General features: G+C 62.7%; 26 protein-coding genes and 2 pseudogenes. 8 read left to right on the forward strand and 20 right to left on the reverse strand.

Annotation, left to right across the window (positions count from 1 at the left end):
• Together Q0687_RS01650 and Q0687_RS01655 are read right to left on the reverse strand one after the other, a co-directional pair.
• Positions 1–162: iron-sulfur cluster assembly protein (locus Q0687_RS01650; RefSeq protein ID WP_298871462.1), on the reverse strand; the 162-nt coding region annotated here is incomplete at its 3' end.
• A gap of 54 nt (positions 163–216) precedes the next feature.
• Entirely contained in the window at positions 217–654 is a 438-nt protein-coding gene (locus Q0687_RS01655) for a VOC family protein (protein WP_298871339.1), read from the reverse strand.
• A 167-nt stretch (positions 655–821) separates the two neighbouring features.
• Here Q0687_RS01655 and Q0687_RS01660 point away from each other — a divergent pair.
• The 5 genes and pseudogenes from Q0687_RS01660 to Q0687_RS01680 form a co-directional block, all read left to right on the forward strand.
• Positions 822–1718, forward strand: a pseudogene (locus tag Q0687_RS01660) (NAD(P)-dependent oxidoreductase); the annotation flags it as partial.
• Positions 1719–1740: 22 nt separating this feature from the next.
• Positions 1741–3018, forward strand: coding sequence for a sodium:proton antiporter NhaD (gene nhaD, locus Q0687_RS01665; protein ID WP_298871341.1), 1278 nt, complete (start codon positions 1741–1743; stop codon positions 3016–3018).
• Between the two features lie 138 nt (positions 3019–3156).
• Positions 3157–4752, forward strand: coding sequence for a HAMP domain-containing sensor histidine kinase (locus Q0687_RS01670; RefSeq protein ID WP_298871343.1), 1596 nt, complete (start codon positions 3157–3159; stop codon positions 4750–4752).
• Between the two features lie 45 nt (positions 4753–4797).
• Positions 4798–5001, forward strand: a complete 204-nt coding sequence (locus Q0687_RS01675) for a DUF1289 domain-containing protein (protein WP_298871346.1) — start codon at positions 4798–4800, stop codon at positions 4999–5001.
• A 28-nt stretch (positions 5002–5029) separates the two neighbouring features.
• Positions 5030–5584 carry a TIGR02281 family clan AA aspartic protease gene (locus Q0687_RS01680; RefSeq protein ID WP_298871348.1) on the forward strand — a complete coding sequence of 185 codons (555 nt, stop codon included), beginning with the start codon at positions 5030–5032 and terminating at the stop codon, positions 5582–5584.
• 4 nt (positions 5585–5588) lie between these two features.
• Here the strand turns inward: Q0687_RS01680 and dusA are convergent, their stop codons facing one another.
• Entirely contained in the window at positions 5589–6584 is a 996-nt protein-coding gene (dusA, locus tag Q0687_RS01685) for a tRNA dihydrouridine(20/20a) synthase DusA (protein WP_298871351.1), read from the reverse strand.
• Positions 6585–6716: 132 nt separating this feature from the next.
• On the opposite strand from dusA, the gene Q0687_RS01690 reads away from it, so the two are divergent.
• The gene (locus Q0687_RS01690; protein WP_298871353.1) at positions 6717–7094 is read left to right on the forward strand and encodes a hypothetical protein; all 378 of its coding nucleotides are present in this window, start codon (positions 6717–6719) and stop codon (positions 7092–7094) included.
• On the opposite strand, the pseudogene Q0687_RS01695 reads toward Q0687_RS01690, so the two are convergent.
• From Q0687_RS01695 to Q0687_RS01735, 9 genes and pseudogenes are all read right to left on the reverse strand, one after another.
• A pseudogene (locus Q0687_RS01695) lies at positions 7019–7532 on the reverse strand (excinuclease ABC subunit A); the annotation flags it as partial. The gene Q0687_RS01690 and the pseudogene Q0687_RS01695 sit on opposite strands and share 76 nt — an antisense overlap.
• A 209-nt stretch (positions 7533–7741) precedes the next feature.
• Positions 7742–8131, reverse strand: a complete 390-nt coding sequence (locus Q0687_RS01700; RefSeq protein WP_298871356.1) for a cytochrome c family protein — start codon at positions 8129–8131, stop codon at positions 7742–7744.
• Positions 8132–8162: 31 nt separating this feature from the next.
• Entirely contained in the window at positions 8163–9158 is a 996-nt protein-coding gene (locus Q0687_RS01705) for an FAD:protein FMN transferase (protein WP_298871359.1), read from the reverse strand.
• Positions 9159–9167: 9 nt separating this feature from the next.
• Positions 9168–9716 carry a nitrous oxide reductase accessory protein NosL gene (locus tag Q0687_RS01710; protein WP_298871362.1) on the reverse strand — a complete coding sequence of 183 codons (549 nt, stop codon included), beginning with the start codon at positions 9714–9716 and terminating at the stop codon, positions 9168–9170.
• The gene (locus Q0687_RS01715) at positions 9713–10540 is read right to left on the reverse strand and encodes an ABC transporter permease (protein WP_298871364.1); all 828 of its coding nucleotides are present in this window, start codon (positions 10538–10540) and stop codon (positions 9713–9715) included. The genes Q0687_RS01710 and Q0687_RS01715 overlap by 4 nt, the downstream gene beginning before the upstream one ends.
• On the reverse strand, positions 10537–11457 hold the full coding sequence (locus tag Q0687_RS01720) for an ABC transporter ATP-binding protein (RefSeq protein WP_298871367.1): 921 nt from the start codon (positions 11455–11457) through the stop codon (positions 10537–10539). Before Q0687_RS01720 ends, Q0687_RS01715 begins: the two co-directional genes overlap by 4 nt.
• The gene (locus Q0687_RS01725; RefSeq protein ID WP_298871369.1) at positions 11454–12812 is read right to left on the reverse strand and encodes a nitrous oxide reductase family maturation protein NosD; all 1359 of its coding nucleotides are present in this window, start codon (positions 12810–12812) and stop codon (positions 11454–11456) included. The genes Q0687_RS01720 and Q0687_RS01725 overlap by 4 nt, the downstream gene beginning before the upstream one ends.
• Positions 12813–12825: 13 nt before the next feature.
• Entirely contained in the window at positions 12826–14778 is a 1953-nt protein-coding gene (nosZ, locus tag Q0687_RS01730) for a TAT-dependent nitrous-oxide reductase (protein ID WP_298871372.1), read from the reverse strand.
• A 22-nt stretch (positions 14779–14800) separates the two neighbouring features.
• A complete protein-coding gene (locus tag Q0687_RS01735; RefSeq protein WP_298871375.1) occupies positions 14801–17110 on the reverse strand; it encodes a NosR/NirI family protein in 2310 nt (769 codons plus the stop codon).
• Positions 17111–17236: 126 nt separating this feature from the next.
• Between Q0687_RS01735 and Q0687_RS01740 the strand changes: the two genes are divergently transcribed.
• The gene (locus Q0687_RS01740; protein ID WP_363323914.1) at positions 17237–18199 is read left to right on the forward strand and encodes a ferritin family protein; all 963 of its coding nucleotides are present in this window, start codon (positions 17237–17239) and stop codon (positions 18197–18199) included.
• An 81-nt stretch (positions 18200–18280) separates the two neighbouring features.
• On the opposite strand, the gene ccoG is transcribed toward Q0687_RS01740, so the two are convergent.
• Genes ccoG through Q0687_RS01760 form a run of 4 tightly spaced genes read right to left on the reverse strand, consistent with a single transcriptional unit; the run spans position 18281 to position 21886 of the window.
• Positions 18281–19708: a cytochrome c oxidase accessory protein CcoG gene (gene ccoG, locus Q0687_RS01745; protein ID WP_298871377.1), complete on the reverse strand. Its 1428-nt coding sequence runs from the start codon at positions 19706–19708 to the stop codon at positions 18281–18283.
• Positions 19709–19717: 9 nt separating this feature from the next.
• On the reverse strand, positions 19718–20032 hold the full coding sequence (locus Q0687_RS01750) for a metal-sulfur cluster assembly factor (protein WP_298871380.1): 315 nt from the start codon (positions 20030–20032) through the stop codon (positions 19718–19720).
• Positions 20029–20541 (reverse strand): DUF2249 domain-containing protein, encoded by a 513-nt coding sequence (locus Q0687_RS01755; protein WP_298871383.1) that lies wholly within the window; start codon positions 20539–20541, stop codon positions 20029–20031. Before Q0687_RS01755 ends, Q0687_RS01750 begins: the two co-directional genes overlap by 4 nt.
• Before the next feature lie 10 nt (positions 20542–20551).
• A complete protein-coding gene (locus tag Q0687_RS01760; protein WP_298871466.1) occupies positions 20552–21886 on the reverse strand; it encodes a hypothetical protein in 1335 nt (444 codons plus the stop codon).
• Between the two features lie 165 nt (positions 21887–22051).
• Here Q0687_RS01760 and Q0687_RS01765 point away from each other — a divergent pair, with 165 nt between their 5' ends.
• Positions 22052–22405, forward strand: a complete 354-nt coding sequence (locus Q0687_RS01765) for a hypothetical protein (protein ID WP_298871386.1) — start codon at positions 22052–22054, stop codon at positions 22403–22405.
• Positions 22406–23166: 761 nt separating this feature from the next.
• Here Q0687_RS01765 and Q0687_RS01770 read toward each other — a convergent pair.
• From Q0687_RS01770 to Q0687_RS01785, 4 genes are read right to left on the reverse strand one after another with little or no spacing between them, the layout of a single operon-like run.
• Complete coding sequence (locus Q0687_RS01770) at positions 23167–24276, reverse strand: branched-chain amino acid ABC transporter permease (RefSeq protein WP_298871389.1); 1110 nt, start codon at positions 24274–24276, stop codon at positions 23167–23169.
• A 5-nt stretch (positions 24277–24281) separates the two neighbouring features.
• Positions 24282–25151, reverse strand: a complete 870-nt coding sequence (locus Q0687_RS01775) for a branched-chain amino acid ABC transporter permease (protein WP_298871392.1) — start codon at positions 25149–25151, stop codon at positions 24282–24284.
• Between the two features lies 1 nt (position 25152).
• Positions 25153–25857 carry an ABC transporter ATP-binding protein gene (locus Q0687_RS01780; RefSeq protein WP_298871468.1) on the reverse strand — a complete coding sequence of 235 codons (705 nt, stop codon included), beginning with the start codon at positions 25855–25857 and terminating at the stop codon, positions 25153–25155.
• Complete coding sequence (locus Q0687_RS01785) at positions 25857–26573, reverse strand: ABC transporter ATP-binding protein (protein WP_298871395.1); 717 nt, start codon at positions 26571–26573, stop codon at positions 25857–25859. The genes Q0687_RS01780 and Q0687_RS01785 overlap by 1 nt, the downstream gene beginning before the upstream one ends.
• Between the last annotated feature and the right edge of the window lie 4 nt (positions 26574–26577).

Here is a 26577-nt window from a genome sequence, read left to right on the forward strand (position 1 = left end):
TTCCCAAGCCCGGGCCTCGGCGGCATCGACGTTGATCGAGAAGAACACCTTGCCGTCGGACGCGCTGATCGCGCTCAACACATTGGCATTGGTGAGCGCGACCCCGCGGGGCGACTTGATCTTGGCGAGGCCGTCGAGGACCTGTTGCTGCGTCACGCTCAAAGCGCATCTCCTGGAAGTTCAAGATGCCCCATTAGAGCGGAAACGGCCAAAAGGCTACTGCCTGCCGATATCGTCAGCCATCTCGGCCGGGGCTGCCCCCTGCTCCTTCGCCGCCTCGTAATTGAGCTCGATCATGACCCCGTTGGGGTCGTGGACGAAGATCTGCCAGAGCTCACCGCCGGGCACCTGGCGGGAGTCGAATTTCATGCCCTTGGCAGTGAGGCGCTGCTTCATGCCATCGAAGCCCTGGCTGGCGAAGGCGACGTGGTGGACCACGCCGGAATCCGGCTTTTGCGGCTCCGCAGTCGGGGAAATATCGACGAGGTGCACCACCGGCTTGCCCTCGCTGTACATCCAGGCTCCCGGGAAGGCGAAATTCGGCCGGGCGCCTTTTTCAAGGCCCAGCACATCCTCGTAGAAGCGGACCGTCTCGGCCAGATTCCGGGTCCGGATGTTGAAATGATCGAGGACGCCGACGCTTATTCCACCCATGCTTTCGCTCCCTTGTTTTGAAGTCCTTGAGGTCCGCCATCCTAGCACAGGAGGCCGCCAAACGAAGCCGTTGCCCTCCGCCCTCAAGGGTTTATGGTGCGCGCGTTCCCCCCTCAGGCGGAACCTTTGGGACACCCGGCTGGCACCCCTCGGCCGGCCGCAACCGTAAAACTCAAGCTACGGACACAGATATGGCTAAAGTCGCTTTCCTCGGTCTTGGCGTGATGGGCTTCCCCATGGCCGGACACCTCGTGAAAAAAGGGGGCCATGAGGTCACCGTCTACAACCGCACCGCCGCCAAGGCGAAGGAGTGGGCGGACAAGTTCGGCGGCAAGACGGCACCGACCCCGAAGGCCGCAGCCGAGGGCCAGGACTTCGTGATGTGCTGCGTCGGCAATGACAACGATTTGCGCGCGGTCACGATCGGGCCCGACGGCGCATTCGCCGGCATGAATAAGGGCGCGACCTTCGTCGACCACACCACCGCCTCTGCCGAGGTCGCGCGCGAGCTCGACGCGGTCGCGACCAAGGCCGGTTTCAAGTTCATCGACGCCCCCGTCTCCGGCGGCCAGGCCGGCGCCGAGAACGGCGTGCTGACGGTGATGTGCGGCGGCGCTGAGGGCGCCTATGCCGGCGCCGAGCCGATCATTACGGGCGCCTATGCGCGGATGTGCAAGCTGCTCGGACCCGCCGGCTCGGGCCAGCTGACCAAGATGGTCAACCAGATCTGCATCGCAGGCCTGGTGCAGGGCCTCTCGGAGGGTATTCACTTCGCCAAGAAGAGCGGCCTCGACGTCGCTGCCGTGATCGAAACCATCTCCAAGGGCGCGGCACAGTCCTGGCAGATGGAGAACCGCTACAAGACCATGAACGACGACAAGTACGATTTCGGCTTTGCAGTCGAATGGATGCGCAAGGACCTCTCGATCGCGCTGGCTGAGGCTCGCCGCAACGGCGCCAATCTGCCGGTCACCGCGCTGGTCGATCAGTTCTACTCCGAGGTCGAGAAAATGGGCGGCAAGCGCTGGGATACGTCGAGCCTGCTCGCGCGCCTTAATCGCTGATCTCGAACATTCTGGGCCTGTCTTGCTGATCGCGATCGCCGCCATCTTCGTTGTTGCTTACGCGGCCATCGCGCTCGAGCACCCGATCGGAGTCAACAAGAGCGCGTCCGCGCTGTTGGCTGCGAGCCTGCTCTGGACCGTCTACGCACTCGCGACGGGCGACCAAGCGGCGGTCGGCCGTCAGCTCGACGAGTCCGTCGCCTCCACCGCGCAGATCGTGTTCTTCCTGATCGGCGCGATGACCATCGTCGAGGTCATCGACGCGCATGACGGTTTCGAGGTCATCACGTCCCGCATTGGCACGACCAGCCAGATCAGGCTGATTTGGCTGATCGGCATCGTGACGTTCTTCCTGAGCTCGATCCTGGACAATCTGACCACCACCATCGTCATGGTCTCGCTGATCCAGCGGCTGATTGCCCGGCGTGAGGATCGCCTGCTGTTCGCATCACTCATCGTCATCGCCGCAAATGCTGGCGGCGCGTGGACTGTGATCGGTGACGTCACCACGACCATGCTGTGGATCGGCGGACAGATATCTCCGCTGAAAATCATGGGCTCGGTGTTCCTGCCCTCGCTGGTCAATCTGCTGGTGCCGCTCGCGTTCCTCAGCTTTTCGCTGAAGGGCAAGAGCATCGCACCGCCTCAGAAGGATGACGGATTACAGGGTGTCGATTCGTTCGAGCGCAACGTGATGTTCTATCTCGGGCTCGGCGTTCTGATCGCGGTGCCCGCGTTCAAAACGGTCACGCATCTGCCGCCGTTCATGGGCGTCCTGCTCGGACTCGGCATCGTGTGGCTGGTCGGCGAGGTCGTGCATCGCGACAAGGACGAGCATGTGCGACGTCCCCTGTCGCTGGCGCATGCGCTGACGCGTATCGACATGGGCTCCGTCGTGTTCTTCGTGGGCATTCTGCTGGCCGTCGCCAGCCTTGAACATGCCGGCCTGCTCTCGATGCTGGCCAAATGGCTGGACGCTTCGATCGGCCGCCAGGACATCATCGTCGTCGTGCTCGGCCTGCTCAGCGCCGTCATCGACAACGTGCCGCTGGTCGCCGCGACCATGGGCATGTACGACCTCGCGCATTATCCGGCCGACAGCTTCCTCTGGGAGTTCATCGCCTATTGCGCCGGCACCGGCGGATCGATCCTGATCATCGGCTCCGCCGCCGGCGTCGCCGCCATGGGGCTCGAGCGGATCGAGTTCTTCTGGTATGCCCGACGCATCGCAGGTGTGGCGCTTGCGGGCTATCTGGCTGGCGCCGTGGTCTATGTCGCGCAGCATGCCTGGCTGCACTGAGCGGCTGCAGCCCGATCCAAATTAACGCTCCGTTAACGTAATTCTTTAGCTCCTTAAGTCACCTCTTAAGGATTTCTTGCCAGAGATAGACAATGCAGAAGGCCCGCGTCCGACGCGGGCAGGAATCGTTGTTGCTTGATGAGTAACCCCGCTGAAAAGCCTGAGGTAGTGCAGCTACCGGCCGAGCCGGTCAGCGCTCCATCAGCGAGCAGCCGAAGGGCTGCGTCGCAGCGGGTCCGCGAGGCACGCGATAAGTTAACGTCGACCAGCGGAACCCGGCCGGCCTTCGATGCCGAGCTGTTGCGCCAATATGCCCAGACGCGACTGTCGGCCTCCTATGTCGTGATGCTGCTGGTGGTCGCGACCGGTGTGCTGTTCGGACTGTGGATGCAGCCGATCCCAGCCGCCGCCTGGACCGCCGGCATGATCTGCCTGCACGCGGCGATGATCCGCAGCTGCCGCCGCTTCCTGGCAGAGCCGACCTCGCCGGCGGCAACGCGCGCCTGGCGGACACGTTTTGTCGTGCTCGACCTGCTCTATGGCCTGTGCTGGATGGCGATCCTGATCCATCCCGTGCTCGACATGGTCACGGAAACGCTGATGATGTTCCTGATGCTGCTGGTGATCGCAGTGTCAAGCATGCTTGCCGCCAATCTACCGATCGCAGCCCTCGCCGCCACAGCGCCGGTCGCGGTCGCGATGGCGCTGAGCTTCGTGATGACCGGCACGCTGGACAATTACATCCTCGGCGCACTCGCACTCGCAGCCGAAGGCTATTTCGTACTGCTGGCGCATCGCCTGCACTCCTCTACCTTCGCCACACTCGAAGCACGCGCCGAGAAGGACGCGCTGATCGGAGAGCTCGAACAGGCAAAGGCAATCTCGGACGAGGCGCGCCACCGTGCCGAATCCGCCAACGTGGCCAAATCGCGTTTCCTTGCGCAAATGAGCCACGAGCTGCGCACGCCGCTCAACGCCATCCTCGGCTTCTCCGAGGTGATGAAGAGCGAAATCTTCGGCGCGCATGCCGTGCCGGTCTACAAGGAATATTCCGCGGACATTCATAACTCTGGCGTGCACCTGCTCAACCTCATCAACGAGATCCTCGATCTGTCGCGGATCGAGGCCGGCCGCTACGAATTGAACGAGGAAGCGGTGTCGCTGGTCGGCATCGTCGCCGATTGCCATCATCTGATGAAACTGCGCGCCTCCAGCCGCGGCATTACGATCCACGAAGTGTTCGAGCACGCCATGCCGCGGCTCTGGGCCGACGAGCGCGCGATCCGCCAAGTCGTGCTCAACCTGCTCTCGAACTCGATCAAATTCACTCCGCAGGGCGGCGAGATCTGGCTCAAGGCGGGCTGGACCGCCTCCGGCGGGCAATACCTGTCCGTGAAGGATTCCGGCTCAGGCATCCCGGAGGACGAGATCCCGGTCGTCCTCGCCTCGTTCGGCCAGGGCTCCAACTCGATCAAATCGGCCGAACAGGGCGCGGGCCTCGGCCTGCCCATTGCCAAGAACCTGATCGACCTGCATGGCGGCACCTTCACGCTGAAGTCGAAACTGCGCATCGGCACCGAGGTGATCGTCACCTTCCCGCCGGAGCGTGTGATGAGCGCGCTGGCGCCGCTGTCGGAGGATGCGCCGCCGCTGCAGCCAGAGAGTTCCATGGTGCCCGATGAGAAGCGCCGGCCGCGCCACAGACCGATCATGAGCGCAGGCACGGGCTCGTAAAACACATGCTTGCCGACATGCCCGATAGTCCTTCACTATGTCCGTATGAGCAAAGAAACGCCGTGCGTCGCCGTCTGCATGATCGATCCCAAGACCAAGCTATGCTTCGGCTGCGGCCGGACGTTGCCGGAGATCGCGCGCTGGCACGCCATGGAGAGCGCAGAACGGCTCGAGGTGATGGCGCTGTTGCCGGCGCGCATGGCGGACGCTGGCCTCGCACAGGTCGCCGGATCGCCGAGACGCGCCTGAGCGGCGTCCGCGCCATCGGAGGCGCGCGATGACCCGCCTCCTGCTCGTTCTCATCTTGCTGGCTGGCACAGCGGGCGCCGTGGTCGCCTATGGCGATCCCGACCAGATTGCGCGCGCAAGTCACAAGGTCTCTTACATGTTCCGCCGGCCGGCGGCCTCCCCCGCGCCCGAAGTGCAGATCCAGCGCGGTCAGGGCGGCGAATTTGCGCTGCGTGCCAAGATCAACGGCGTCGCCGCGCCGATGGTGATCGATACTGGCGCCACCTCCGTGGTGCTGACCTGGGAGACCGCGAAGGCGATCGGCCTGCCACTCGAGATGCTCGAATACGACGTCGACCTCGAAACCGCCGGCGGCCACACCAAGGCGGCCCGGCTGACGCTCGATCGTCTCGCCGTCGGCCATCTCGTCGAGAAATCGGTGCCGGCACTTGTCGTGCAGCGCGGGCAGATGAAGACCAATCTGCTCGGCATGAGCTTTCTCGATCGCCTGGAAAGCTGGGGCGTGCGCGCGGACAAGCTCATGCTGACGGGCTATCCGGAGCTGCAAGGCAGCCATCGCCGCGCGCGCACGGCGGTGGATTGAGGACCTAAGCAGCCACCTCCGCCGGCGCGTGAGCACCGACCCGTGCGATCGCATCGCGCAGGACCTCGACGCCAGCCCCCGGCTTGACACCTTGTTCGGCAAGATGGCGACGGAAGGCCCGCGCGCCGGGCACCGCGTGGAAGGCGCCGACGAAATGCCGCGTCATGGCATGCAGCCGCGTACCGCGCGCGAGCTGCGCCTCGATATAGGGCATCATCGCCTCGAACGCCTCCTGCATCGTCGCATGCGGCGCAGCCTCGCCGAAGATGTCGCTATCGACCGATAGCAGTCGCCACGGCTCCTGGTAGGCTGCCCGGCCGAGCATCACGCCATCGACATGCGCAAGATGCGCTTTCGCCTCCTCGATGCTCAGAACGCCGCCATTGACGATGACGGGCACGTCCGGCAACGCTCGCTTGAGCCGATAGACGCGATCATAATCGAGCGGCGGGATGTCGCGGTTTTCCTTCGGCGACAGACCGTTCAGCCACGCTTTTCGGGCATGCACGATCAGCGCATCGCAACCCGCAGCCACGACGGCGCGCGCGAGCCTATCGAGCGCGACTTCGGGATCCTGGTCATCGATGCCGATGCGGCATTTCACCGTAACCGGGATGGACACCGCGCGCTTCATCGCGTCGATACATCTTGCAACAAGCTCGGGCTCCGCCATCAGGCAGGCACCAAAGCGGCCATCCTTCACACGATCGGACGGGCAGCCGACATTGAGGTTGATCTCGTCATAACCGAACTGTTCGCCGATCTGGGCAGCTTTCGCCAGGTCGGCTGGATCTGACCCGCCAAGCTGAAGCGCCACCGGGTGCTCGCGCGCGTCGAAGCCGAGGAGCCGCTCCCGATCGCCATGGATGATGGCACCCGTCGTCAGCATCTCCGTATAAAGCAGCGCCCGTTGCGTCAGGTGACGATGGAACACCCGGCAGTGCCGGTCCGTCCAATCCATCATGGGTGCCACGGAAAAGCGATAATCTTGATATTTCAATCGTTTATCCTATCCTCTCAATGGGATGGAAGAAGAACGTGTGGACTCCAAACTAGCCGAATTTGCACACGTTAGTACCCGTTTTGACCTCCCGGTGCACACATAGTGCACACGAAGCCGGAGTGCACACGCGTGGCGACCTTCACTCGATTGGGATCGGGAAACTGGCGCGTTCAAGTCCGCCGCAAGAACCGTTATATCGCCGAGACTTTCCGGCGGCGCAAGGACGGCGAAGAATGGGCGCTCGAGATGGAGCGCAACATTGACCGCAATGGATCGTCCAAACCACGCCTGGTGCGAGACGTTCGCACATTTGGCGATCTGATTGATCTGCACGACGAAGACATGCGCGATGTTGGAAAGCCCCCTCGCCGGTCAAAGGCTGCTGTGATGGCGTCGCTCAAAGCTGAGCTCGGTAGTGTGAAGCTGCCGGCGCGTTGCGTGCGCTGCAGCTCGGTGGCGAGCTTCACCCGTTGCGCTTCGCCGCCGGACAGCTCAGTCGCCGGCTGACCCAGGCGGATATATCCAAGCCCGACCTGCCGGATCACATCGAGCGATCGCGCAATGTGGGCGTCATCGGCGAAGAACGCATGGGCCTCATCGACGGTCATTCCGAGCACGTCGGGCGTTCGACTTGCCGCTGAGCTTGATCTGGAGTGTCTCCCGATTGTAGCGCGCGCCCTGGCATTCCGGACATGGCGCGTAAACGCTTGGCAGGAACAGCAATTCGACGCAGACGAAGCCTTCTCCCTGGCAATTCGGGCAGCGGCCCTTCGGCATGTTGAAGGAGAATCGCCCGGCATCGAAGCGGCGCCGGCGCGCCTCCTTGGTCTGTGCGAACAGCTTTCGCACATCGTCGAACAGACCGGTGTAGGTCGCCAGATTGGAGCGAGGAGTCCGTCCGATCGGCTTCTGGTCTACGACGACCAACCGCTTCAGGCGATCAAGCCCTTCGGTGATCTTGCCGCTCGAGGTCTCGACCGGCGCTCGTTCAAGGACATCTTCACCGTCGTCGTTGGATGCATGCGACTGCCCAAAATGCCCACTCAGCGCCTCGACGAGCCGCCGTTCGTACGCAATTCCTCGCCGGAGAAAATGGTGCGCAGAACCGCGCGCGACGCTCGCACGCGGTCTGCCTTTCGTGGATAGCCATCGAACTATTGTGACAGCTTGACAGGCGCCTTGTCGTAGGTGTGAAGGTAGGCGATTAGGTCCTTGATCTTTTGCTCGTCCTTTATTCCGGCGAAGGCCATCTTGGTGCCGGGGATCTTCGCCTTCGGGTCCTTGATGTATTCGGAGAATGTCACTTCGTTCCAGGTGATGCCCGAGTTCTTGTTCGCGTCGGAATAATTATAGCCCTCGACTGACCCCGACTTCCGTCCGATCAGACCGTTGAGCACGGGACCTACGCCGTTTTTCGCAGAGTCGCCGATCTGGTGACAGGCCTTACAGACCACAAACACCTTTTCGCCAGCGGCCGCGTCCTGCGCGTTGGCTTGGCCAAATCCGGCCGCGACGAACACCGCAGCAATAACCATTCGCTTCATTCACTTCTCCCTGGGTTGTGTGGAACTGGAGTCAGGCGGCAAGGTCGACAACGTTTCCCGCGGCATCGACCAGATGAACGCGTTGGATGCCGGCCGGGGACATCAACGCGTGAATCCGCGTTTGATCCATCAGACTAAAGGCCGTGGACAGCGCATCGGCGGTCGTTGCGGTGTCGGCGATGGTGGTGAGACTCCGATAGAGATGACCGCAGGCGCCATTCGCCGGATCGAAGAGGTGATTGAAACGCCCGGCTGGATCGAACCGGAAGCCGTATGCGCCCGAGGTCGAGACGGCATGGTCGACGACCGGGAGAACAGCGTGGATTCGCCCTGGCAGCTCCGGATCGGCGATGCCCACTTCCCAGGGTTCGCCGTTCGGGCGCCTGCCGATGGTGCGGCTCTCACCCATGTCGACCAGGGTGTGAGCGATGCCGCGCGAGCGCAGTAGATCGACAACCTTATCGGTGACGTATCCTTGCGCAATTCCATTGAGCGTGATCGCAGTGCCCTTGGGAATGACGATGCGGTCCCGGCTGACCGACAACCGGTGGTAACCTACGCATGCGAGCGCCGCTTTCACGAACGCTTGGTCGGGCCCCGATGGATCCGGATCGGATTTCGCAAAATGGTTTGCGTAGAGCTCCCACAATGGCTGCACCGTCGGATCGAACATGCCGCCGGTGAGCTCTGCGTATCGCTGCGACGCCGAAAGAAGCTCCACGAACTCCGGGGCGGGGTTCACCAGGATTCCGGTGCGGTTCAATCGCACCAGCGCAGAGTCATCAATATACAGACTAAACAAGCGCTCGAGCCGGCGCGCCTCCGCGCAAGCCAGCGAGATCAGACGCTCGGCCTCGCGCCGGTCGGGATGGTAGATTTTCATGGTTGCGACCGCACCTAGCATCGTGCCGCGCCAGGTAGCGAGATCAGACCTACCATCTGCAGCGCCGGCCGGTGTCGCGAGCGCGAGCCCGGCGGCAGCGCCACTGATCTGGATGAAACGTCGTCGGGAGATGGAGCCAACCATCGCGTCCTCCTAGTCGAGGGAAGCGCGCCCTGGCGCGCTTTCCGGAACAACCCCGGTCTTGTCTCCGTCCGAGCCGAGTACGTAGTCGCGCGGTACGTCCGCGAACGAAACGATACGTCCGCCGTTGTCGGTGACGAACTTCGCCGCCGCCGAGCGCTCCGAGAACGGAACGGCCTCGTCACCTCCCATTCCTCCCTTCACGCGGCTGCCGATGACGAAGAGCGCCTTGCGGGCCTCGATCCAATTATCGACGCCCGGTTTCTCCCAGCTTGGCGCCTTGCCCATGTCGGTCACATAGATCGCCTGGATGTCCTTCGGCTCGTCTGGCAGAACTGTGAACGCAATGGTATCCCGCGCCGAGGAGAACCAGACCGGTTCGATCAGGCTGGCCACGAAGATCTGCCCCTTAGGACCCGGATGCTCGAGCACGTTCATCCCGCAATAGTGACCGATCAACTCGGCCGTCATCCTATGAGGTGGCGGCGCCTGCGCGACCTGCTTTTCGCCGCAGCCGGCGAGTACGAGCGCGCCCAGGAACGCCAGGAGGAGGCGTCTCATAGTTCCCTCCGCGAAAAAGCCGTTGCCGCAAGTCCCAGCGGGACGAGCGTCCACACCAGCAGGGCGATCAAGAGCATCTGGGCGGACAATGTCGTGCTCTGAGCAAGTCCGGCCATGCCTGCGAAGCTGCTCACGTTGGCGAATCCGGTCAGGTTGAACAACCGGTAGACGTCGGCTGGATTCAGCAGAAGCATCGCGTCGACGGCGGCCGCAGAGATGCTGCGGCCCTGGTCTACGGCGAGGACGCCGAGCAGCGCCATGTCGTAGATCAGGACCAGAAAGAGCCACAGGCCGATGCAAATGCCGGCGGCCGTTCCCCGATCGCGAACCAGTGAACTCACCAGATATCCAATCGCGACGAACACGGCTCCGAGTAGCACCGAGGAACCAATCATCGCGGCGAAGGCGACGAGGCTATCCAAGCCAATCCTGCTTCCCGTGGCGACCAGAGCCGCAGCGGCAATTCCATAGCCGAGACAAGTCGCAAAGGCCAGTACCGCCAGATGTCCAATGAACTTGCCGAGCAGAACCTGCCAGCGGGCGACCGGGTAGCTGAGCAGCAGGAGCATGGTCCCGCGCTCCATGTCGCCGACGATGGCATCATGCGAGATCAACAGCGCGATCAGCGGAATCAGGAAGATGGTCAAGCTCGAGAGGCTGACGATCACGACGTCCAGCGCACGCACGCTGACGGTGCCGGTCGGGGCACTGCCTAGGAAAGTCAGCGACAATGCCAGGCCGGCGAGCAGCAGCGTGGATGCGAGCACCCAGCGGTTACGGACGGCCTGATGGATCTCCTTGCGTGCAATGATCAGTGCATTCATGGCGTCCGCTCCGCCTGCCGGAGGAAATGGGCGTAGAGTTCGTCCAGTGTCGGTGGAAGCACGTCGAGGTCCTCGACCGCGCGCCCCGATGCGGTGGCGCTGTGCAGCAGCTCGATCTTTTGGTCCGGCTCCGCTTCGATCTCGACAAGGTGGCCGTCCAGGCGCCGACAGGGCGCGCCGGTTGGTAGCCAGGACGGTAACTCGCCCGGCCCGAGGCCGGCGATCTTGAGCCTTATCTTGGTCGGCAAGCGCGCGATGTTACGCAGCCCTTCAATCGATCCATCGGCGACCTTGACGCCGCGATTCATGATGATCACGCGGCCTGCGCGTTCTTCGAGTTCGGTCAGGGCGTGGGACGACAAGAGAACCGTGGTGCCCTCGGCCGCGAGCCTCTGGATAATCTCGTAGAAGGTCTGACGCAGCTCTGGATCCAGTCCCGTCGTGGGCTCGTCCAGCAGGAGCACGCGCGGGTGGCCGATGAGCGCCTGTGCGAGCCCCAGGCGCTGGCGCATGCCTTTGGAATAGGTGCCGACACGCCGACGGGAGGCGTCGCCCAAGCCAACCGCATCGAGAAGCTTCAGCGCGCTGGCAACCGTTTCCCGCTTGAGCCGCGCGTAAAATGCCAGGGTTTCGCGCCCAGTAAGGGCGGCGTCGAACGAGACATTCTCCGGAAGGTAGCCCAGTTGTCGGCGGCCGGCGAATTGTCCTGCAGCCGGGTTGTCGCCAAGCACCTCGATCGATCCGCTCGTCGGACGGATCAGTCCGAGCATCAGCTTCATCAGCGTGGTCTTACCCGCACCATTGTGGCCAATCAACGCCACCAGTTCGCCCTGTCTCAGTTCGAACGAAACTCCGCAGACCGCTTTGAGACCGCCGTAGTCCTTGGCGACGTCGGTGACGTGTACCGTGCTGGTCATGGTGCGTCCTCGACCATAGGGCGGACCGGCGGAGACATCAGGGGATGGCTGTCGACGACCCCGCCAGGCAACAACGCTGGAAACTGTGCCTGTGCCCAGCGGATTACCTGCACGGCGGGGCTGTTGATGAGCAGCTTCGCCGCGGGAGCCGTCCATAACACGCGATCAATGAGATCGTTCGGCCGGTATGCCGTGTCGGCAACTCCATCCCCATTGAGATCGAAGGCCGGATTGTCGCTCCAGTAATTGCCGCGCCCACCGCTCGACCAGTCGAGGTGCTTGGTGCCGACGTATTTCACCTGGTTGGCGTTGTTGACGAAGGCGTTCCCGGTGATCTCGTTACCTTCGGAGCCCGCCGTGAAGTGCACGCCGATGGCGCAGCGCTCGAACCAGTTGTCGCGGAACACATTGTGGTTGGTGTTGTAGATGAAAACACATTTTTCGGGGCCGCTCCGCAGATCTCGCTGCTGCTTCGTCTCCGGGATCATGCCCCGTTCGTCGTCGGCGCGCTCTTCCGCCCTGCTCGTAATTGCCCCCAAAGGACCCCCGGTCACCCGGTTGCCATCGATCGCGGCGTAGTTGGCGTAGTTGAAGAGGATCCCGTAGTCGCGGTCTCGATCCGAGACGTTGTTGCGGACCACCAATCGGTTCGAATACATGATGGCGTAGCCGACATGGTTGCCGATGGAAACGTTGCCGCTGACTTCGCTGTCGTTGGTGTACATGTAGTGGACCGCGAAGCGAACCTGCTCGAAGCGGTTGTCGACGAAGCGGTCCTTCCGGCTGGAAATCGTGAATATGCCGTCGCGACCGTAGCGGAACGTGTTTTCGGCAATGGTGACGTCAGGCGCATTCCAAAGCGAGACGCCGTTCCCCGCTTCGCTGAGACGCCCTCCGCGCAGCCCTTCGATCACGTTGTGGACGACCCGTGAGCCCTGCGCGCCGTGCACGTAAATGCCGAACAGGTTTCCTTCCAGACGGTTGTTTTCGATCTCCGCGCGCTGCGCGGTCTTCTCGAGGAAAATCCCGGAATCCATGGCTTGCAGATCGCGGCCGGATCCTCGAATAGTGATGCCGCGGATCGCGACTTGCGGTGCTGTCACGGTGATGACACTGCCCGCGCCGCCGCCATCGATCAAGGCGCCCGGCCGTCCGACCACGGTCATGGGACGATCGATTCTGATCGGACCCTGGTAAGTTCTGGTTTCAAGCTGGACGACGTCGCCATCCCGAGCACGGTCGAGCACAGCCTGAAGCGGTTGGCCCGGCACAGCCGTCAGCATTTCCGCGCTGGCGGAGCCGGATAACCCGGCGGCGACGAGCGCCGCCGGAAGCATGTATAATGGAGGACGCACGGTGCCTCTCCGATCAGACCGATTTCGGTTCGACGAACATGCGCCCTTTCATCTCCATGTGCATGGCATGGCAGAACCACGAGCAGTAGTACCAGTAGACGCCGGGCTTATCCGCCGAGAATGACACCGATGCCGTCGCCATCGGCGCGACCTCCATCTGGATGCCGTAGTTCACGATGCAAAAGCCGTGTGTCAGGTCTTCCACGGCATCGATATTGGTGATGTAGACGGTCACCTTATCGCCCTGCTTGACCTGGAACTGCTCCAGGCCGAATGCCGGTGCGGTCGACGTCATGTAGACACGGACGTTGTTGCCGTCGCGGATGACTTTCGAGTCGGCTTCGAGATTGATGCCGTCGGCCTTCGCCTGCTTGACCGCATCTGCGAACATCGGATCGGCGCGGTCCCAGATCGAGATCGGGTTGATCTTGGAACGATGCACGATGGTGGCGTCATGCGGCTCTGCGAAGCTAGGTCCGTCGTGCACCAGCTTCATCTGGTCGCCCGAGATGTCGATCAACTGATCATTCTCCGGCTTCAGCGGACCGACATTGAGAAAGCGATCCTTGGAGAACTTGTTCAGCGAGATCAGCCATTTGCCGTCCGCCTCCTTGGTCTGGCCCATCGAAGAGTGGTTGTGGCCAGGCTGGTAATGGACGTCGAGCTTCTGGATGATGGGATCGACCTTCTCGCCCTTGAACGCGCGCTTGGCGAGGTCGATGTTCCATTTGCAGACCTGGCTGTCGAGGAACAGTGTGGTGTAGGCGTTGCCCTTGCCGTCGTAAGCGGTGTGCAACGGCCCGAGCCCGAGTTCGGGCTCCGCGACGACGACGTCACGCGGCTTGATCTTGTCGTCGAAGAGAGCGTCGAACTTACGGACGTCCATCACGGTCACCGTTGGCGAAAGCTTTCCGGCAGCGACGATGTGGATGCCATCGGGCGCGGTATTCATACCATGCGGATTGTTCGAGACTGGTACATAGCGCGTATAGGCCGAACCCTTGCGGCCGTCGATCACGGGTACGCCGTTCATCTCCTTGAAGTCGCCCTTCTTGACCGCCTCTTCGATCCGCTTGAGATTGAAGATGACGACCCAGTCCTGCTCGTTGGCGGTCATTTCGGCGAGCGTAACGCCTTCTTCGGCGTTGTAGCACGTCGAGAAGGCATACTTGCCCTGATAGTCGGCATCGACATTGTCGAGATTGCCACTGACGATGACCTGCCAGGCCACTTTCATCGTATCGCCGTCGATGGCGCTGAAGATTGAGTGGTACTGCTTGGGATCGTCGAGGATCTTGCCGTCGTTCGGCAGAGGCACGCCGTCTTCGCCGTTGGCGAAGACGTAGCCGGTACGGGGAAATTTCTGCACCCGCAGGCCGTGAACGGTGTGCTGGTTGGGCAGCTCGATGATCTTATCGCACTTCATGACATCGAGACGTACCCGCGCCACGCGGGTATTTGCCTTGTCGTTCATGAAGGCGTAGCGACCGTCGTAAGTGCCGTCGGTGAAGGAGATGTGCGGGTGGTGCAGATCGCCGTTCATGAAGGTGCCGCCACGAGTCTTCAAGAATTCGCGGGTGGCCGGTTGCAGCCCTTCGGTCAGCACCTTCAGGCTCTCGTTGGTCAGGCCCCAACCGGTGGCGCTGCAGCGGTTGAAGACAGGCACCCGCATCAGTTCGCGCATCGAAGGAAGCCCAACGATGCGCATTTCGCCGGATTGGCCGCTCGAGAAGAACACGTAATATTCGTCGAGCTCGCCGGGCGCCACCTCCGTCTTCTGTACGGCTGGCCGGGCCACCGGCGCCTTCGGCGCGGCAGCTTTGGTCTGGGCTTCCGCGGTCGCGATGAATCCGCTGCCGTCCTTCGTCGCCGTCGCCCCGACGGCAAGGCCAACGCCCGCAGCGGCGGCGGTGGTCCCCAGCAAGGTTCTTCGGCTGACGCCCTTTCCGTTCTCGTTTTCGCTCATGATCGTCTCCTCGGCTTTCGGTTCAGATGGCAGGTGGAGTGATGGGATCGGCGGTCGGCCCCTTGACCGGCTTTCCGCCGACGGTAATCACGGTCGCGGGGCCTTTGCCGCCGGAACGCATTGACGGCGACGACATCGCCTGACGTTTCTCCCGCTTCAGCCGCACCTGGATCATGTGCGGACAGCGGTGGTCGTCGAAATAGAGTTCCTGACAATGCATGCAGTAGATGCACTCGTTGACGTTGATGTGGCCCTCCGGATGGATCGCCTGCACCGGGCACTCATTGGCGCAACGCTGACACGGCGAGCCGCATTCCGGCCAACGCCGCAGCCACTCGAACATGCGGATGCGACCAGGAATCGCCAGCGCCGCGCCAAGCGGACACATGTAGCGGCAGAAGAACCGCTCTACGAAAAGGCCTAGCGAGAGCAGTGTCAGGGCGTAGACGACGAACGGCCACTCGCGCGCGAATTTCAGGATGATCGAGGTCTTGAACGGCTCGACCTCGGCAAGTTGCTCGGCGAACGCGGTGGAGTAGAGCGACATGCCGAACAGACCGAGGAAGATGATGTACTTGATTGGCCAAAGCCGTTCGTGAAGGCCCCAGGGCACGCGGTACTGCGGGACTTTGAGCGCTTGCGCCAGATTGTTGAGCAATTCCTGCAAGGCGCCGAAAGGGCAGAGCCAACCGCAGAACGGACCGCGCCCCCAGAACAGCAGGCCAGCGGCGATCGAGGCCCAGAGAATGAAGATCAACGGAGCAGACAGGAAGTATTCCCAACTGAACCCAGTCAACAGCGAGTTGGCGAAGGTCAGGACATTGACGACCGAGAGCTGAGCGTTCGCATACCAGCCCAGCCAGACCAGGATGAAGAGCAGGTAGCCACGACGAACCCAGACGTAGACGGCCGGGCGGCGGACAAGGAAATTCTGAAAGAAGAAGATCAGCGTGAGAGCGCCCAGTGCGACGACGGCAAGTGCGATCTTGACGGTGTTGGCTCGCCAGATCCGCATCCACAGCGGCTCTTCGTCGGACGGCGCCGGCGGCGTGCCGACTTGGCGGGTCTCTGCGGCCGAAGCCGCCGATAGCTTCGCCGGCGCGGTCTGCACAGCCTGAGGCGGCGGCTGCCGCTTCAGGTAAATCTCGGGAAGCGTGTAGCCCAGATCAAAGGTGACCAAGGCCTTGTCCCGGGCCCCGACCACCCGCTGAACCAGAAGCTCCAGCGTCCACGGCTCCGTCGGATCGAGCGCGAGCTCGGGAGGAACCGTGAACAGAGCGATTTCGGGAAAATCTGGGGCGCCCTCGGCGGCAAGATTGCCCAGCCGGGTATGATCGCGGTCGCGGAAGCGAACGCTGTTCGTCTCCTGGATCAGTTCGATGCGGTCGAAGATTCCGCCGCGGACGTAGGCCGCTCCCTTGAACGAGTAGCGGCCGGATCCCGCGACGACAAGCGCCTGCTGCCCTGGCTTCAGCCGTCCGACGAGACGTTGGTAGCCGTCGTCCCCCAGCAGACTGCGTCCGATTGTGGGAACGGCGACATCAGCGACATACAGATCGATGAACGTATCGTCGGGATCGCCCTCCTCCGGATGCGCGACTGCGGCGGCGTTGTTTGCGTGTTCGAACGCCTTGTTGATATCCGCGACCGAGAGGAACAGGCGTCGGACCGAGCCATCGCCGACGAGGCTGTGCCAGTCGCGAACCTCGCTTTTTCCCTCATCGACCGCTTTCGACGCTTGCGGAGGTGCGCTGGTGGCTGCACCGCCTTGCACGCCTAGCCGGCCGCTCTTGATCAACTTGGTCGCAGAACGGACGATACTGTCGCCGATCACCAGGACTGTCACCGTTGCGCCGCTGACGATGTCGACTGGGGGCGTCGGCGCGGCGCCGCGCGCCACCTCGCCCATGTCGACGCCGATCAGCTTGTTGACAGCGTCGAGAATGCGCTTCTCCGGGATGCCGACGAGCACGATCGGCTCCTTGTGCTCAACGAGTTTCAGTCCCTTGAGCACGCCCTTTGTATCGATGCCGATCAGAAGCTGGATCGGTTTGCCGGAATAGCCCGTCGCGTTGGCGAACTGGGAATTGAGATAGACAAATCCCTGCAACTGGTCGCCGCGGTAGACTGGAACGATTGGCGGATCTCCCTGCGGCGGACCGAACCGGTCGGCGTCCGGAAAGAAATCGGCGGGCGCGATCTTCGGCAGATAGCTGGTAAGATCGCCGGCCGCATGCGCTGCATGTGCCCACACGATCGCGCAGATCGCGAGAATGGCAGCGCATGCGACTGTAAGCGCAGGTCGTCTGGCGGCGAAAAGACTCCCGGCCATGGAGTACCTCAAAGTGGAACGCCTGCCGAAGCGGCGTACTCCACCGAATCTTGAATGTTTGATGTCCCGGGATCGCCGTTGACGCCGGATGGGACGGCGGATTGAGCTAACGCAAGTTGATACAGATTGAGCCAACGCAAGTTGATCTGCATCAAGAGAGGTTATTTAGCGACAGGAAGGATCTCGAAATTTGCGCTGCAACAAACAGCGAAGGAAATGATCATGCCTTTGTTGCGAACAATGCTCTTGAAGGCCGAACCTGCAGGGACCTTGCTGTCGCTCGACGAACTGTTCGCGGTCGCCAATGCGATGGAGCAGGAAGCGGCCACCAAGTACGGCGAACTCGCCGACGAGATGCGACGTCAAGAGCGCGGCGAGTTGGCCGCCGTTTTCACCGATCTTGCGGCGGCGGAACGCGAACACGTCGACAGCGTGCAGCGTTGGTCGCATTCGCGGCGAGGCAAGCTCCCCGATCCCTCCCTCGTTCGCTGGGAGGCGCCTAAGACCTTCGACAGCGACGCCATAGCCGAAATCAAGGCTTCGAAGCTGCTGACGCCGTATCGCGCGCTGGCAATGGCTGTGCGCAATGAGGAGCGCGCCTTTGCGTTCTGGTCGTACTTGGCGGCGTTCACCGACGATCCCGAGATCAAGACGGCCGCGGAGGCGATGGCGAGCGAAGAACTCGGCCACGTGGCCATCTTGCGTAAGGCGCGCCGGCGGGCCTACCGGGAGGAACCTGATGCGGCACACCCGAGCAAGGCGCCGGTTGAGCGAATCGATGCCGGCATCCTGGAACGCCGGTTGGCCGACCGCCTCCTGCAATTGGAAGGCGCCCTCGATCCGGTGCAGGCTGCAAGGATTCGCGAACTCGCGAACGAAGCGCAGTCGATGTCGGGACAGGCGGACGGATACGGGCGATTTCCAGCCAGCCTGGAGCAGCGAGATGCCGAGACGATCGCCGAGGCGCTGACAGATGCCTATCTGGAAGGAGCGGAGGCACCTTCTAACGCCGCCCACCTCGAAACTCTCCAAACTCTCGCCGGCCGATCGATCGCCCGTCTTGCATGGCTTCGATCTTTGTCCGCCTGACGAAAGCACCATTGCCCTGGAGACCACACGCGCCACCACACGCGTTGTCCCGCCACTTCAGTCGGTCCGGCGTGACGGGACTTAACGTTCGAGGAATCTGTCCTTGGCCGAAAGCACCGTATCACCCGTTTCGTCTCGCGCCGTGAATACGACGTCGCCCTCCCGACCCTCAGCCGCCGTCAAGGTCACTCTCAGCGATTCCGATGCATCAGGCGCAACTTCGATGGGGGCGGGCCGGTCATAACCGACGATGGACAACACTGCATCGACACCGCCGACGGACAGTGTGTACCGGTGCGGGCTCGACGACTTGTTGAGCAGCTTTACGGTATAGGCATTGCGTAGTGAGCCGTCGGACAGGCGGACTGCAACCGGGTCGCGATCGTGCTCGACCGACAATTTCGCCGTCGTCTTGGTTGCGAAGGCAACGCCGATGGCGCCCGCCAGGACAACGCAGGCAGCGGTCAGCCCGATGGTCTTTGGCCGCGCCAGACGGTTGACTGGCGCCTCATTGCGACGGCCCCGCTCGATGTTCTCCCAGCTTTCGTAGTCGATCAGCCCGCGTGTTCGGCCGAGCTTCGTCATCACCGCGTCGCATGCGTCGACGCAAAGGCCACAGTTGATGCAGGCGAAATTCGGGCCTTCGCGGATGTCGATCCCGATCGGACAAACCGCGACGCACTGTCCGCAATCGACGCAATCGCCTGCGCGCTCGCCGCGGAGACGCAGTTCGGCTGCCTTCTTCGCCGAAGTCCGCTGCTCGCCGCGGTAGTCGCGGTAGTTCACGGTATAGGCTTCAGGATCCCAAATCGCGCCCTGCAGGCGCGGCCATGGGCACATGAAGGTGCAGACCTGCTCGCGCGCGAAACCGGCCAGGCCGTATGTCGTGCCAGCGAACACCGCCATCCAGGTGAGCGCGTTGGCCGACACGTCTCCGGAGACGATGCCGCGCAGCAGATCCGGTGCGTCCGTGAAATAGAAGATTAGCGTCCCTCCTGTCGCCAGGGAGATCACCAGCCATCCGAAATGCTTAGCTACGATCTGAGCGGCCCGCTTTACCGTCAGGGGCGCGCCGATGTTCTTCAAACGCTGGCGCCTGTCGCCTTCGATCAAGCGCTCGACGAGCAGAAACAGGTCGGTCCAGACCGTCTGGGGACAAGCAAACCCGCACCATAGGCGGCCGGCCAACGCATTCGTGAGGATCAGGATCGTCGAAGCGAGCACCAACAGACCCGTGACGAGATAGAGGTCCTGCGGCCAGATCTCGACGAAGAATGCGTAGAGACGCCCGTTCGCGAAATCGAGCAGAACGGCCTGATGGGGCGCGTGGGGGCCGCGATCCCATCGCAGAAACGGCGTGACGTAGTAGATTGAGAGCGTCAGCAACAAGATGACCCATTTCAGCCGTCGAATTGGCCCCCTGACAGCCTGCGGCACCACCGGCAGGCCGGCTGCCGCCGTGGCCTTAGCCCTCGTTTTCGCATGATTGATCTCGATGGTGATCGCCATGTTGGGCCTTCAGTTGATAGCGGCGAAGCCGAGCGAGGCCCTGACCGTCGGCTCGATCAAGGAAGGGGTCCAGGGCGGTTCGAATGTCATCGTTACGTCGGCGGAAACGACCCCTGGAACGGCAGACGCGGCCGTTTGCGCCCCATCCTTCAGGAATGAGGTCGCTGGGCATCCGGGCGTTGTTGCTGTCATGGTGATGCGGACGGTCCCGCCGGCGACCGCGACGTCGTAGACGAAGCCGAGATCGACGATGTTTTCGCCAAGCTCCGGATCGATCACGACGCGCAACGCGTCGCGGACTCGTTCAACGAGTTGGTCTGTCATGGCGACGGCGCCCTCACCGTGAGTTCGTAGGTGCCCCCGTCCGGAGTAAATCCGCCGAGCCAGCGGAAGCCGCGCCTTTCGAGCTGCGGAAACAGAAAGACCGGCTCACGTCGCAGAAGGGCAGAAAGCGTCTCGCCCGGGCCGAGCTCGTCGGCGGCGGCGAGGATTCGAACCATCGGCTCCGGCGGCTCCAGGTCGCGGTTGTCCAGCTGGATTCCTGGGGCGGGCCAGGCGCCGAAATCAAAATCGCCCGACGGGGCCGAAACCCTTTCCGTCTTCGCTGCTGCGGGCGTGAATAGGACCTCCCATTCGCCGCCATCCATCTCTCTGGCCGAATGGGCGAAGCCTTTGTCGGCCATCACTGCAAACAGCGGGACCGGCTTGAAGGTCGCGAACAGGCGGAGCCCCTGCCCTTGTTCCAGACGCGCAAGCGCGGCCATAATGAGCGAAAATGGTTCGCCTCCCGTGCGCAGGATCGGACGGACGTCGACATCGATGTAGGCGGTCATGGCTATCTCCTCAGGACTTGGCGAATAAGAGGTGGGGCGCGGCTGCGCCCGCGGGCAGACGCAGCGGCGGCGCGACGTCTTCCAACCGCCGGATCCGGATGATTTCGTGCACGATGCCGACGACGCCCACGGTCATCGCGGCCGCGGTCACCCGAAAGGCATTCGGCTCCTGCGCCAGAAGGGCCAGCGTTCCTGTCCAGACGGACAGGTGGTAGATGGCGAACCACTTCGTAGCCCTGCTCTCGGTGACCAGATCCTGAACGCGCGGCGTCGGCGCGCGCCCCATCACCGGGCCATAGGTCTCGAGCCAGGTGAGAAACGCGATGATCTTGTAGAGTTTGGCGAGCACCAAACCGGACAGCCAGCCGAACACCGCCAGAAAGACGAACGCGCCCGAATGCGACGTCAGCGTTCCCATCGAAACGAGCGCGATACCCAGCACCGCTGCCCCTGCCAGGCTTGCGAAAGACAAGATAGCCATCCGCGTATTGAGCTCGAGTTGCCGCTTCCGATCCCGGAAGATACCTGCGAGATCCCGCCCGTAGAGAGCGGCGCAAGACAAGCCGAAAATCGCGGCGACCGACAGCACGACATTCTGCCCCATCGCAAATCCGATCGTCACCGCTCCGCCGCCCACGGTCGTGACGACGGCGAGCGCGCCGGCCGCGAGCGTGAGGCGGCTCTGCCGATCTTCGACCTCGGGCGCTAGCATGAACATCGAGAGCAATCGGTAGCTGACACCCATCGCCGTCAACGTCAGCCAGCCGCCGAGTCCGGCGATGGCATGCAGCGGGACGGCCCGCGCCAAGACGGCGTCGCCGGTCGGCCCAGCCCATCCGGCGAGTGCGAACGCGAACACCGTACCGAATGCCGCGGTCGCGCAAAGAGACGCCAGGCCGACCAGGACGAAGCGCGCCGGACCGGTCGGCCGCAACCACGCGGTCACACCGAGATTGATCACGACGAGGCCGAAACCTGCGACCAGCAATACCGCTCCAAGCGGCAGAAGCCAGGGAGCCGAAGGCAGGCGGCCACCTAGTGCCATGAATCCGGCGAGCAAGGCGACTAGCCCCGCCGTCAACAACCCCAACGCCGGCAAGACCAGTCCTTCGGAGAAGAGCGGCTTGGCGACAAGGACGGGAACGAACTGGAAGAGCGCCCCACACATCGCCAGGCTCAACCAGCCGATGCAGACGACATGCACCAGAACCAGCGTGTCCGGGGCAGCGAGGTCCGTTGCGGGATGGCCGATGCCTGCGACCATCAGCGCGAGCGCGGCCAACAGCCAGGTCAGCGCCGTTGCGAAGTATGCCATCGTCCACCGGGAAATGCCGCCGCCGATCATGATCGTTTCGTCATCCCTTTCCGGCTCGGCGAAGAAATTCCGCCGTGAACCGGGCGTCATGCGGATGATCTTACCCGGACCGCCGCGGCGTTCTTTGTGATGCCGCAAAGACGGCCGGGTTCCCAAGAGGGAGAAGCTCACAGGGAATAGATCGGAGCACGATAGATGAGGGTCTTTGAAAGGCTGCGGGAGCGAATCCGAGTTCCATCCGGATATGACGATCTCGAAGTCGAACGGCGCGACAGATATTCATTCAAAGGAAACTTGCCGGAACCAAGCGCCGGGACTCGTGCCGATCAATCAACTCCTTCAGCAGCCTTTTTGCTCGATCTGCGGCTCGTTGCGCAGATCCAGCCAAAGCAGATCGAAGGCGAAGTAGACCGGTCGATCTGCGGGCGAGCGGGCACGCGCGCAACGATGAACCGGGAGCCAACGGGCGATCAGGTGAAGGCGCTGCTGGAAAGCGCAAATCGCGCGACCCAGGCCATAGGTGGCCGCGTCGGACGCGCAAAATCGTAATTTTGCATGCAAAACAATTATGGAGTTTTCTTACTGGAGAGGAGCCTAACCCGGAACATCAGATCTCGATAGTCCGCCAACAACCGCTGCGCGATCCGTCGCCGCCCAAAATGGTCGGCGAGTAGGTTCAAATCGCGGAGGCGCAGCCATCGATACCGACATTCGGTTCAGGTCACGATCTAACTAATTGACCGCACTTCTCTTTCTGAACTCAATCTCGATCGGCATGAGCTTTACCCGCGCTGCGATCGTTGATCTCTCCTCCAAACCTACGCTCACAAGCTACGAGTTGCGCGGCGACTAGCAGAAATATGGGGGGATATCCAATAAACCAATTCCGGCCGGGGAGTGCCGGCGGTAGCGATGAGGCCCTTGGTCTTCTCTGCAGCCGCCAACTTGCCATAGGCGCTTACCAGGAAAATAGGCGCAAGACATGATCGGCCGGCGGCACTCGCAGTATCGGAACTGCGTTCTCTCATTTTCTCCTCGCCTGCCCTCTTCAGACGTCCGGCGGGGGCTACAGATGAACAGGCCGCAGGCGAAAATCGAACTCCAGAACGGTGTGGGTGAGGAGATGATGCTGCTGCAGCTAGGAGAAACTTCATCCCGCCCGCATCACGTCATGGCCGCCTTTCCGCCGGCCGCAGACCAGCAAGTCGCGCTGGATAACTGGAGACACCACCCCGTTCAGCAACGTTCGCGAATTGCGACCGACAGCGAATATCGCATGCTCGCCCGAGCCGACCACATTGTTTCCGTTGCTACGTTTCACGCATTTTGGGACGTTTTGAGGCGATTGGTCGCTCCTCGTCATCGACGACGAGCCGGCGCCGGGTCGGAAACAGCGTGAGGTCGAAGCGCTCCGAGACGAGCCCCCACACCCCCTTCGGCGCAAGCAGCATGACGAGGATGCCGAGCGCGCCAAGCAGAATGAGATACCAGGCGCCGAAATCGGCCAAGTAGTGCTGCATCAAATACAAGATGATAGCGCCGATGAACGGGCCTTCCATCGTACCGATGCCACCGATAACCACGATGAAGATGACGTAGGCGGTCCAGTCCAGCACCGAGAAGGCAGCGTCGGGCGAGATGCGCGCCTTCTGCAGATAGATCAGGGCGCCGATCATGCCGGTCATGGCAGCGGTTGCGACGTAGACGGCGAGCTTGATGCGATAGATGTCGACACCAAGGCTCGCGGCGGCCGTCTCGTGGTCACGGATCGCACCGAGCGCAAGACCGCGGCGCGAGCGAAGCATGAAATAGACGGCAGCAAGCGTTCCTGCCACCAATGCCAAGGCGAGCCAGTAAGAGACGATGTCGCGCGCCGCCGGTGTGCGCACGTCAAGCAGGGTCTTGACCCATTCAATGCCGTATGCGGACGAGGTGATGGACGGCGTGAGTGACGTTCCGGTACCGCCACCGAGCGGTTTCACTTGCGCGAAGGCAAGCCGATAGACCTCGGCGACGACCCAGGTGCCGATCGCGAAATAGGCGCCGCGCAGGCGGAACACGACCAGCGCAGTCGGAAACGCGAACAGCGCCGAGACCAAGCCGGCGATCGGAATGGCAAGCACGGGATTGAGGCCGCCGGTCAGCGTGAGCGCAAACAGGATATAGCCGCCGAGCCCGACAAAGGCTTGCTGGCCGACCGAGATCAGGCCGGCATAGCCGGCCAGCAGATTCCAGCACTGCGCCAGCGCAAGCATATAGTACAGGAAGATCAGGTCCTGGATCAGGGTGCGCCCCGCAAACACCGGAAGCAGCGCCAACGCCAGCAGAGCGACGGTGACGACGACCAAGGCAGCGTGCGACGCGCGGCCAACGGTCTTGATGCGGAACGTCTGCACCGGACGGCTCGATGCTTCGTCCATCACATTCAATCCTGTGCCCGGGGAAACAGGCCGCGCGGCTTGATGACGAGAACCACGAGGAAGGCGAGATGGCCTGCCAAAATCTGCCACTCCGGATCGATGCGCGCGCCGATGGTCTGCGCGAGCCCGAGCACGATGCCGCCGGCGAGCGTCCCCCAGAAGCTGCCGAGGCCGCCAATGATCACGGCCTCGAAAGCATAGAGCAGACGCGCGGGCCCTATAGTGGGATCGAAATTCGCGCGCAGCCCGAGATAAAGCGCCGCAATCGTGGTCACGACGAAGCCAAGCCCCATCGCTATCGCAAAGATGCGCTTGTGATCGATGCCCATGAGCTGCGCCACTTCGAGATCGTCCGACGTCGCGCGGAAGGCGCGGCCGATCGGCGTGCGGTAGAAGATCAGATTGAGAAGCACGATCACTGCGATTGCCGACAGCAGCGTGAGCAGGGGCACGACACCGATCGCGATGCCGCCGCCGAGCGGGATCGATGCCGTCTCGATTGCCCCTGAGCGCAGGCGCTGGCTGTCGGCGGAGAAGAGCTGCAGCAGCCCGTTCTCGATGATGATCGAGAGCCCGAAGGTCACGAGCAGCGGCGGCAAGAGATCGCGACCGAGGGTGCGGTTCAGCAGCACGTACTGGAGTGCAAAACCGGCGACGAACACGATGGGAAGCGCGACCAGCACCGCGACGAAGGGATCGAGACCGAGCTTTGCTGCGAGAAAGAGGATTACGAAGGCGGCCAACACGATAAGATCGCCATGCGCGAGATTGACCAGCCGCATTACACCGAACATCAGCGACAGCCCCGCCGCGAACAGGGCGTAGAGGCCGCCGAGCAGCACGCCTTGAATCAATGCGTCGAGCCAGCTGGTCATGTCATGCGCCAAAATAGGCCCGGTGGATCTGCTCGCGTGTAAGATCGCGCGGGCGGCCGGTGAGCGATAGCCGGCCCTCCTGGAAACAGTAAACGCGATCGGCAACCTTCATCGCCTGCACGATGTCCTGCTCGACCAGCACGACGCTGGTGCCTTCCGCCTTGATCTGCGGCAGGCCGGCATAGATGCCGGCGATGATGATCGGCGCCAGGCCAAGGCTGATCTCGTCGCAGAGCAGCACGCGCGGATTGGACATCAGGGCGCGGCCGATCGCGACCATCTGCTGCTGGCCTCCCGACAAGGCCGGCGTCGCCGAATGGCGCCGCTCCCTGAGTACCGGAAACAGCGCATAGACGCGGTCCAGCGTCCACGGGCCCGGGACCTTGCAGCCGTAGTCGCCGATCAGGAGATTCTCCTCGACGGTAAGCGAGGGAAACAGCCGCCGGCCTTCCGGCACGAGGGCTACCCCGAGCCTGACAATATCGGACGCCGAGCGCGCGCCGATCGGCGTGCCGTCGAGCAAGACGTTGTCGGCCTCACCGTGAATGAGGCCTGCGATCGCCTTGAGGAAGGTCGACTTCCCTGCTCCGTTGGCGCCGATGATGGCGACGGTCTCGCCGGCATCGAGGGTCATGTCGATGCCGAAGAGCGCCTGGAAGTCGCCGTAGAAGGCCTTGAGTTGGCGGGTTTCCAGGAGCGGATGCATCACGCTTCGATACCGATATAGATCTGATGCACGTCGGGCCGCTGCATCACCTCGCGCGGCAAGCCTGCCGCGATCTTGCGGCCGAAATTAAGCACTACCAGCCGATCGACCACGGCAAGCAGGGCGTGCACGATATGCTCGATCCATAGGATCGCGACGCCGGTCTTGCGGATGTCGTTAATCGTAGTGACGAGCTCGCTGCATTCGCCTTCGGTCAAGCCCCCTGCGATCTCGTCGAGCAGCAAGAGCCGTGGCGCGGTAGCGAGGGCGCGGGCCATCTCGAGACGCTTGCGCTCCAGTAGCGTCAAGGAGCCTGCGAGAGAATTGGCCCGCTTGAGCAGACCAAGCCGGCCGAGGATCTCGCCACAATATTGCGCGGCTTGGCGCTCGGAACTCCGGCGTCCGTAGACCGCCCCGACCAGAAGATTCTCGAACACGGTGAGCTTCTCGAACGGCTGCGGGATCTGATGGGTACGGCCGATGCCGGCCCGGCAGCGCCCCTGCGGCGAGATGCTCGCGAGATCCCGACCATCGAAGCGGATGTAGCCTGCCTCGGGTGCAAGGTTGCCGGCAATCAGGTTGAACAGCGTGGTCTTGCCCGCACCGTTCGGCCCGATGATGCCAACTGCCTCGCCAGGCTCGATCGCAAGATCGAGGGCGTCGGCAACGACGATCGAGCCGAAACTTTTCTTTAGGCCGGCGACTTCCAGCAGCATGAGA

The sequence above is a fragment of the uncultured Bradyrhizobium sp. genome (assembly GCF_936928535.1).
Lineage (GTDB): Bacteria > Pseudomonadota > Alphaproteobacteria > Rhizobiales > Xanthobacteraceae > Bradyrhizobium.

What these genes read in the sequence shown, in the direction of transcription:
- Q0687_RS01655 (WP_298871339.1), bottom strand. Translation starts at nt 654, where the DNA reads ATGGGTGGAATAAGCGTCGGCGTCCTCGATCATTTCAACATCCGGACC.
- Q0687_RS01670 (WP_298871343.1), top strand. Translation starts at nt 3,157, where the DNA reads ATGAGTAACCCCGCTGAAAAGCCTGAGGTAGTGCAGCTACCGGCCGAG.
- Q0687_RS01675 (WP_298871346.1), top strand. Translation starts at nt 4,798, where the DNA reads ATGAGCAAAGAAACGCCGTGCGTCGCCGTCTGCATGATCGATCCCAAG.
- Q0687_RS01680 (WP_298871348.1), top strand. Translation starts at nt 5,030, where the DNA reads ATGACCCGCCTCCTGCTCGTTCTCATCTTGCTGGCTGGCACAGCGGGC.
- Q0687_RS01700 (WP_298871356.1), bottom strand. Translation starts at nt 8,131, where the DNA reads ATGAAGCGAATGGTTATTGCTGCGGTGTTCGTCGCGGCCGGATTTGGC.
- Q0687_RS01705 (WP_298871359.1), bottom strand. Translation starts at nt 9,158, where the DNA reads ATGGTTGGCTCCATCTCCCGACGACGTTTCATCCAGATCAGTGGCGCT.
- Q0687_RS01710 (WP_298871362.1), bottom strand. Translation starts at nt 9,716, where the DNA reads ATGAGACGCCTCCTCCTGGCGTTCCTGGGCGCGCTCGTACTCGCCGGC.
- Q0687_RS01715 (WP_298871364.1), bottom strand. Translation starts at nt 10,540, where the DNA reads ATGAATGCACTGATCATTGCACGCAAGGAGATCCATCAGGCCGTCCGT.
- Q0687_RS01720 (WP_298871367.1), bottom strand. Translation starts at nt 11,457, where the DNA reads ATGACCAGCACGGTACACGTCACCGACGTCGCCAAGGACTACGGCGGT.
- nosZ (WP_298871372.1), bottom strand. Translation starts at nt 14,778, where the DNA reads ATGAGCGAAAACGAGAACGGAAAGGGCGTCAGCCGAAGAACCTTGCTG.
- Q0687_RS01735 (WP_298871375.1), bottom strand. Translation starts at nt 17,110, where the DNA reads ATGGCCGGGAGTCTTTTCGCCGCCAGACGACCTGCGCTTACAGTCGCA.
- ccoG (WP_298871377.1), bottom strand. Translation starts at nt 19,708, where the DNA reads ATGGCGATCACCATCGAGATCAATCATGCGAAAACGAGGGCTAAGGCC.
- Q0687_RS01750 (WP_298871380.1), bottom strand. Translation starts at nt 20,032, where the DNA reads ATGACAGACCAACTCGTTGAACGAGTCCGCGACGCGTTGCGCGTCGTG.
- Q0687_RS01755 (WP_298871383.1), bottom strand. Translation starts at nt 20,541, where the DNA reads ATGACCGCCTACATCGATGTCGACGTCCGTCCGATCCTGCGCACGGGA.
- Q0687_RS01760 (WP_298871466.1), bottom strand. Translation starts at nt 21,886, where the DNA reads ATGATCGGCGGCGGCATTTCCCGGTGGACGATGGCATACTTCGCAACG.
- Q0687_RS01765 (WP_298871386.1), top strand. Translation starts at nt 22,052, where the DNA reads ATGAGGGTCTTTGAAAGGCTGCGGGAGCGAATCCGAGTTCCATCCGGA.
- Q0687_RS01770 (WP_298871389.1), bottom strand. Translation starts at nt 24,276, where the DNA reads ATGGACGAAGCATCGAGCCGTCCGGTGCAGACGTTCCGCATCAAGACC.
- Q0687_RS01775 (WP_298871392.1), bottom strand. Translation starts at nt 25,151, where the DNA reads ATGACCAGCTGGCTCGACGCATTGATTCAAGGCGTGCTGCTCGGCGGC.
- Q0687_RS01780 (WP_298871468.1), bottom strand. Translation starts at nt 25,857, where the DNA reads ATGCATCCGCTCCTGGAAACCCGCCAACTCAAGGCCTTCTACGGCGAC.
- Q0687_RS01785 (WP_298871395.1), bottom strand. Translation starts at nt 26,573, where the DNA reads ATGCTGCTGGAAGTCGCCGGCCTAAAGAAAAGTTTCGGCTCGATCGTC.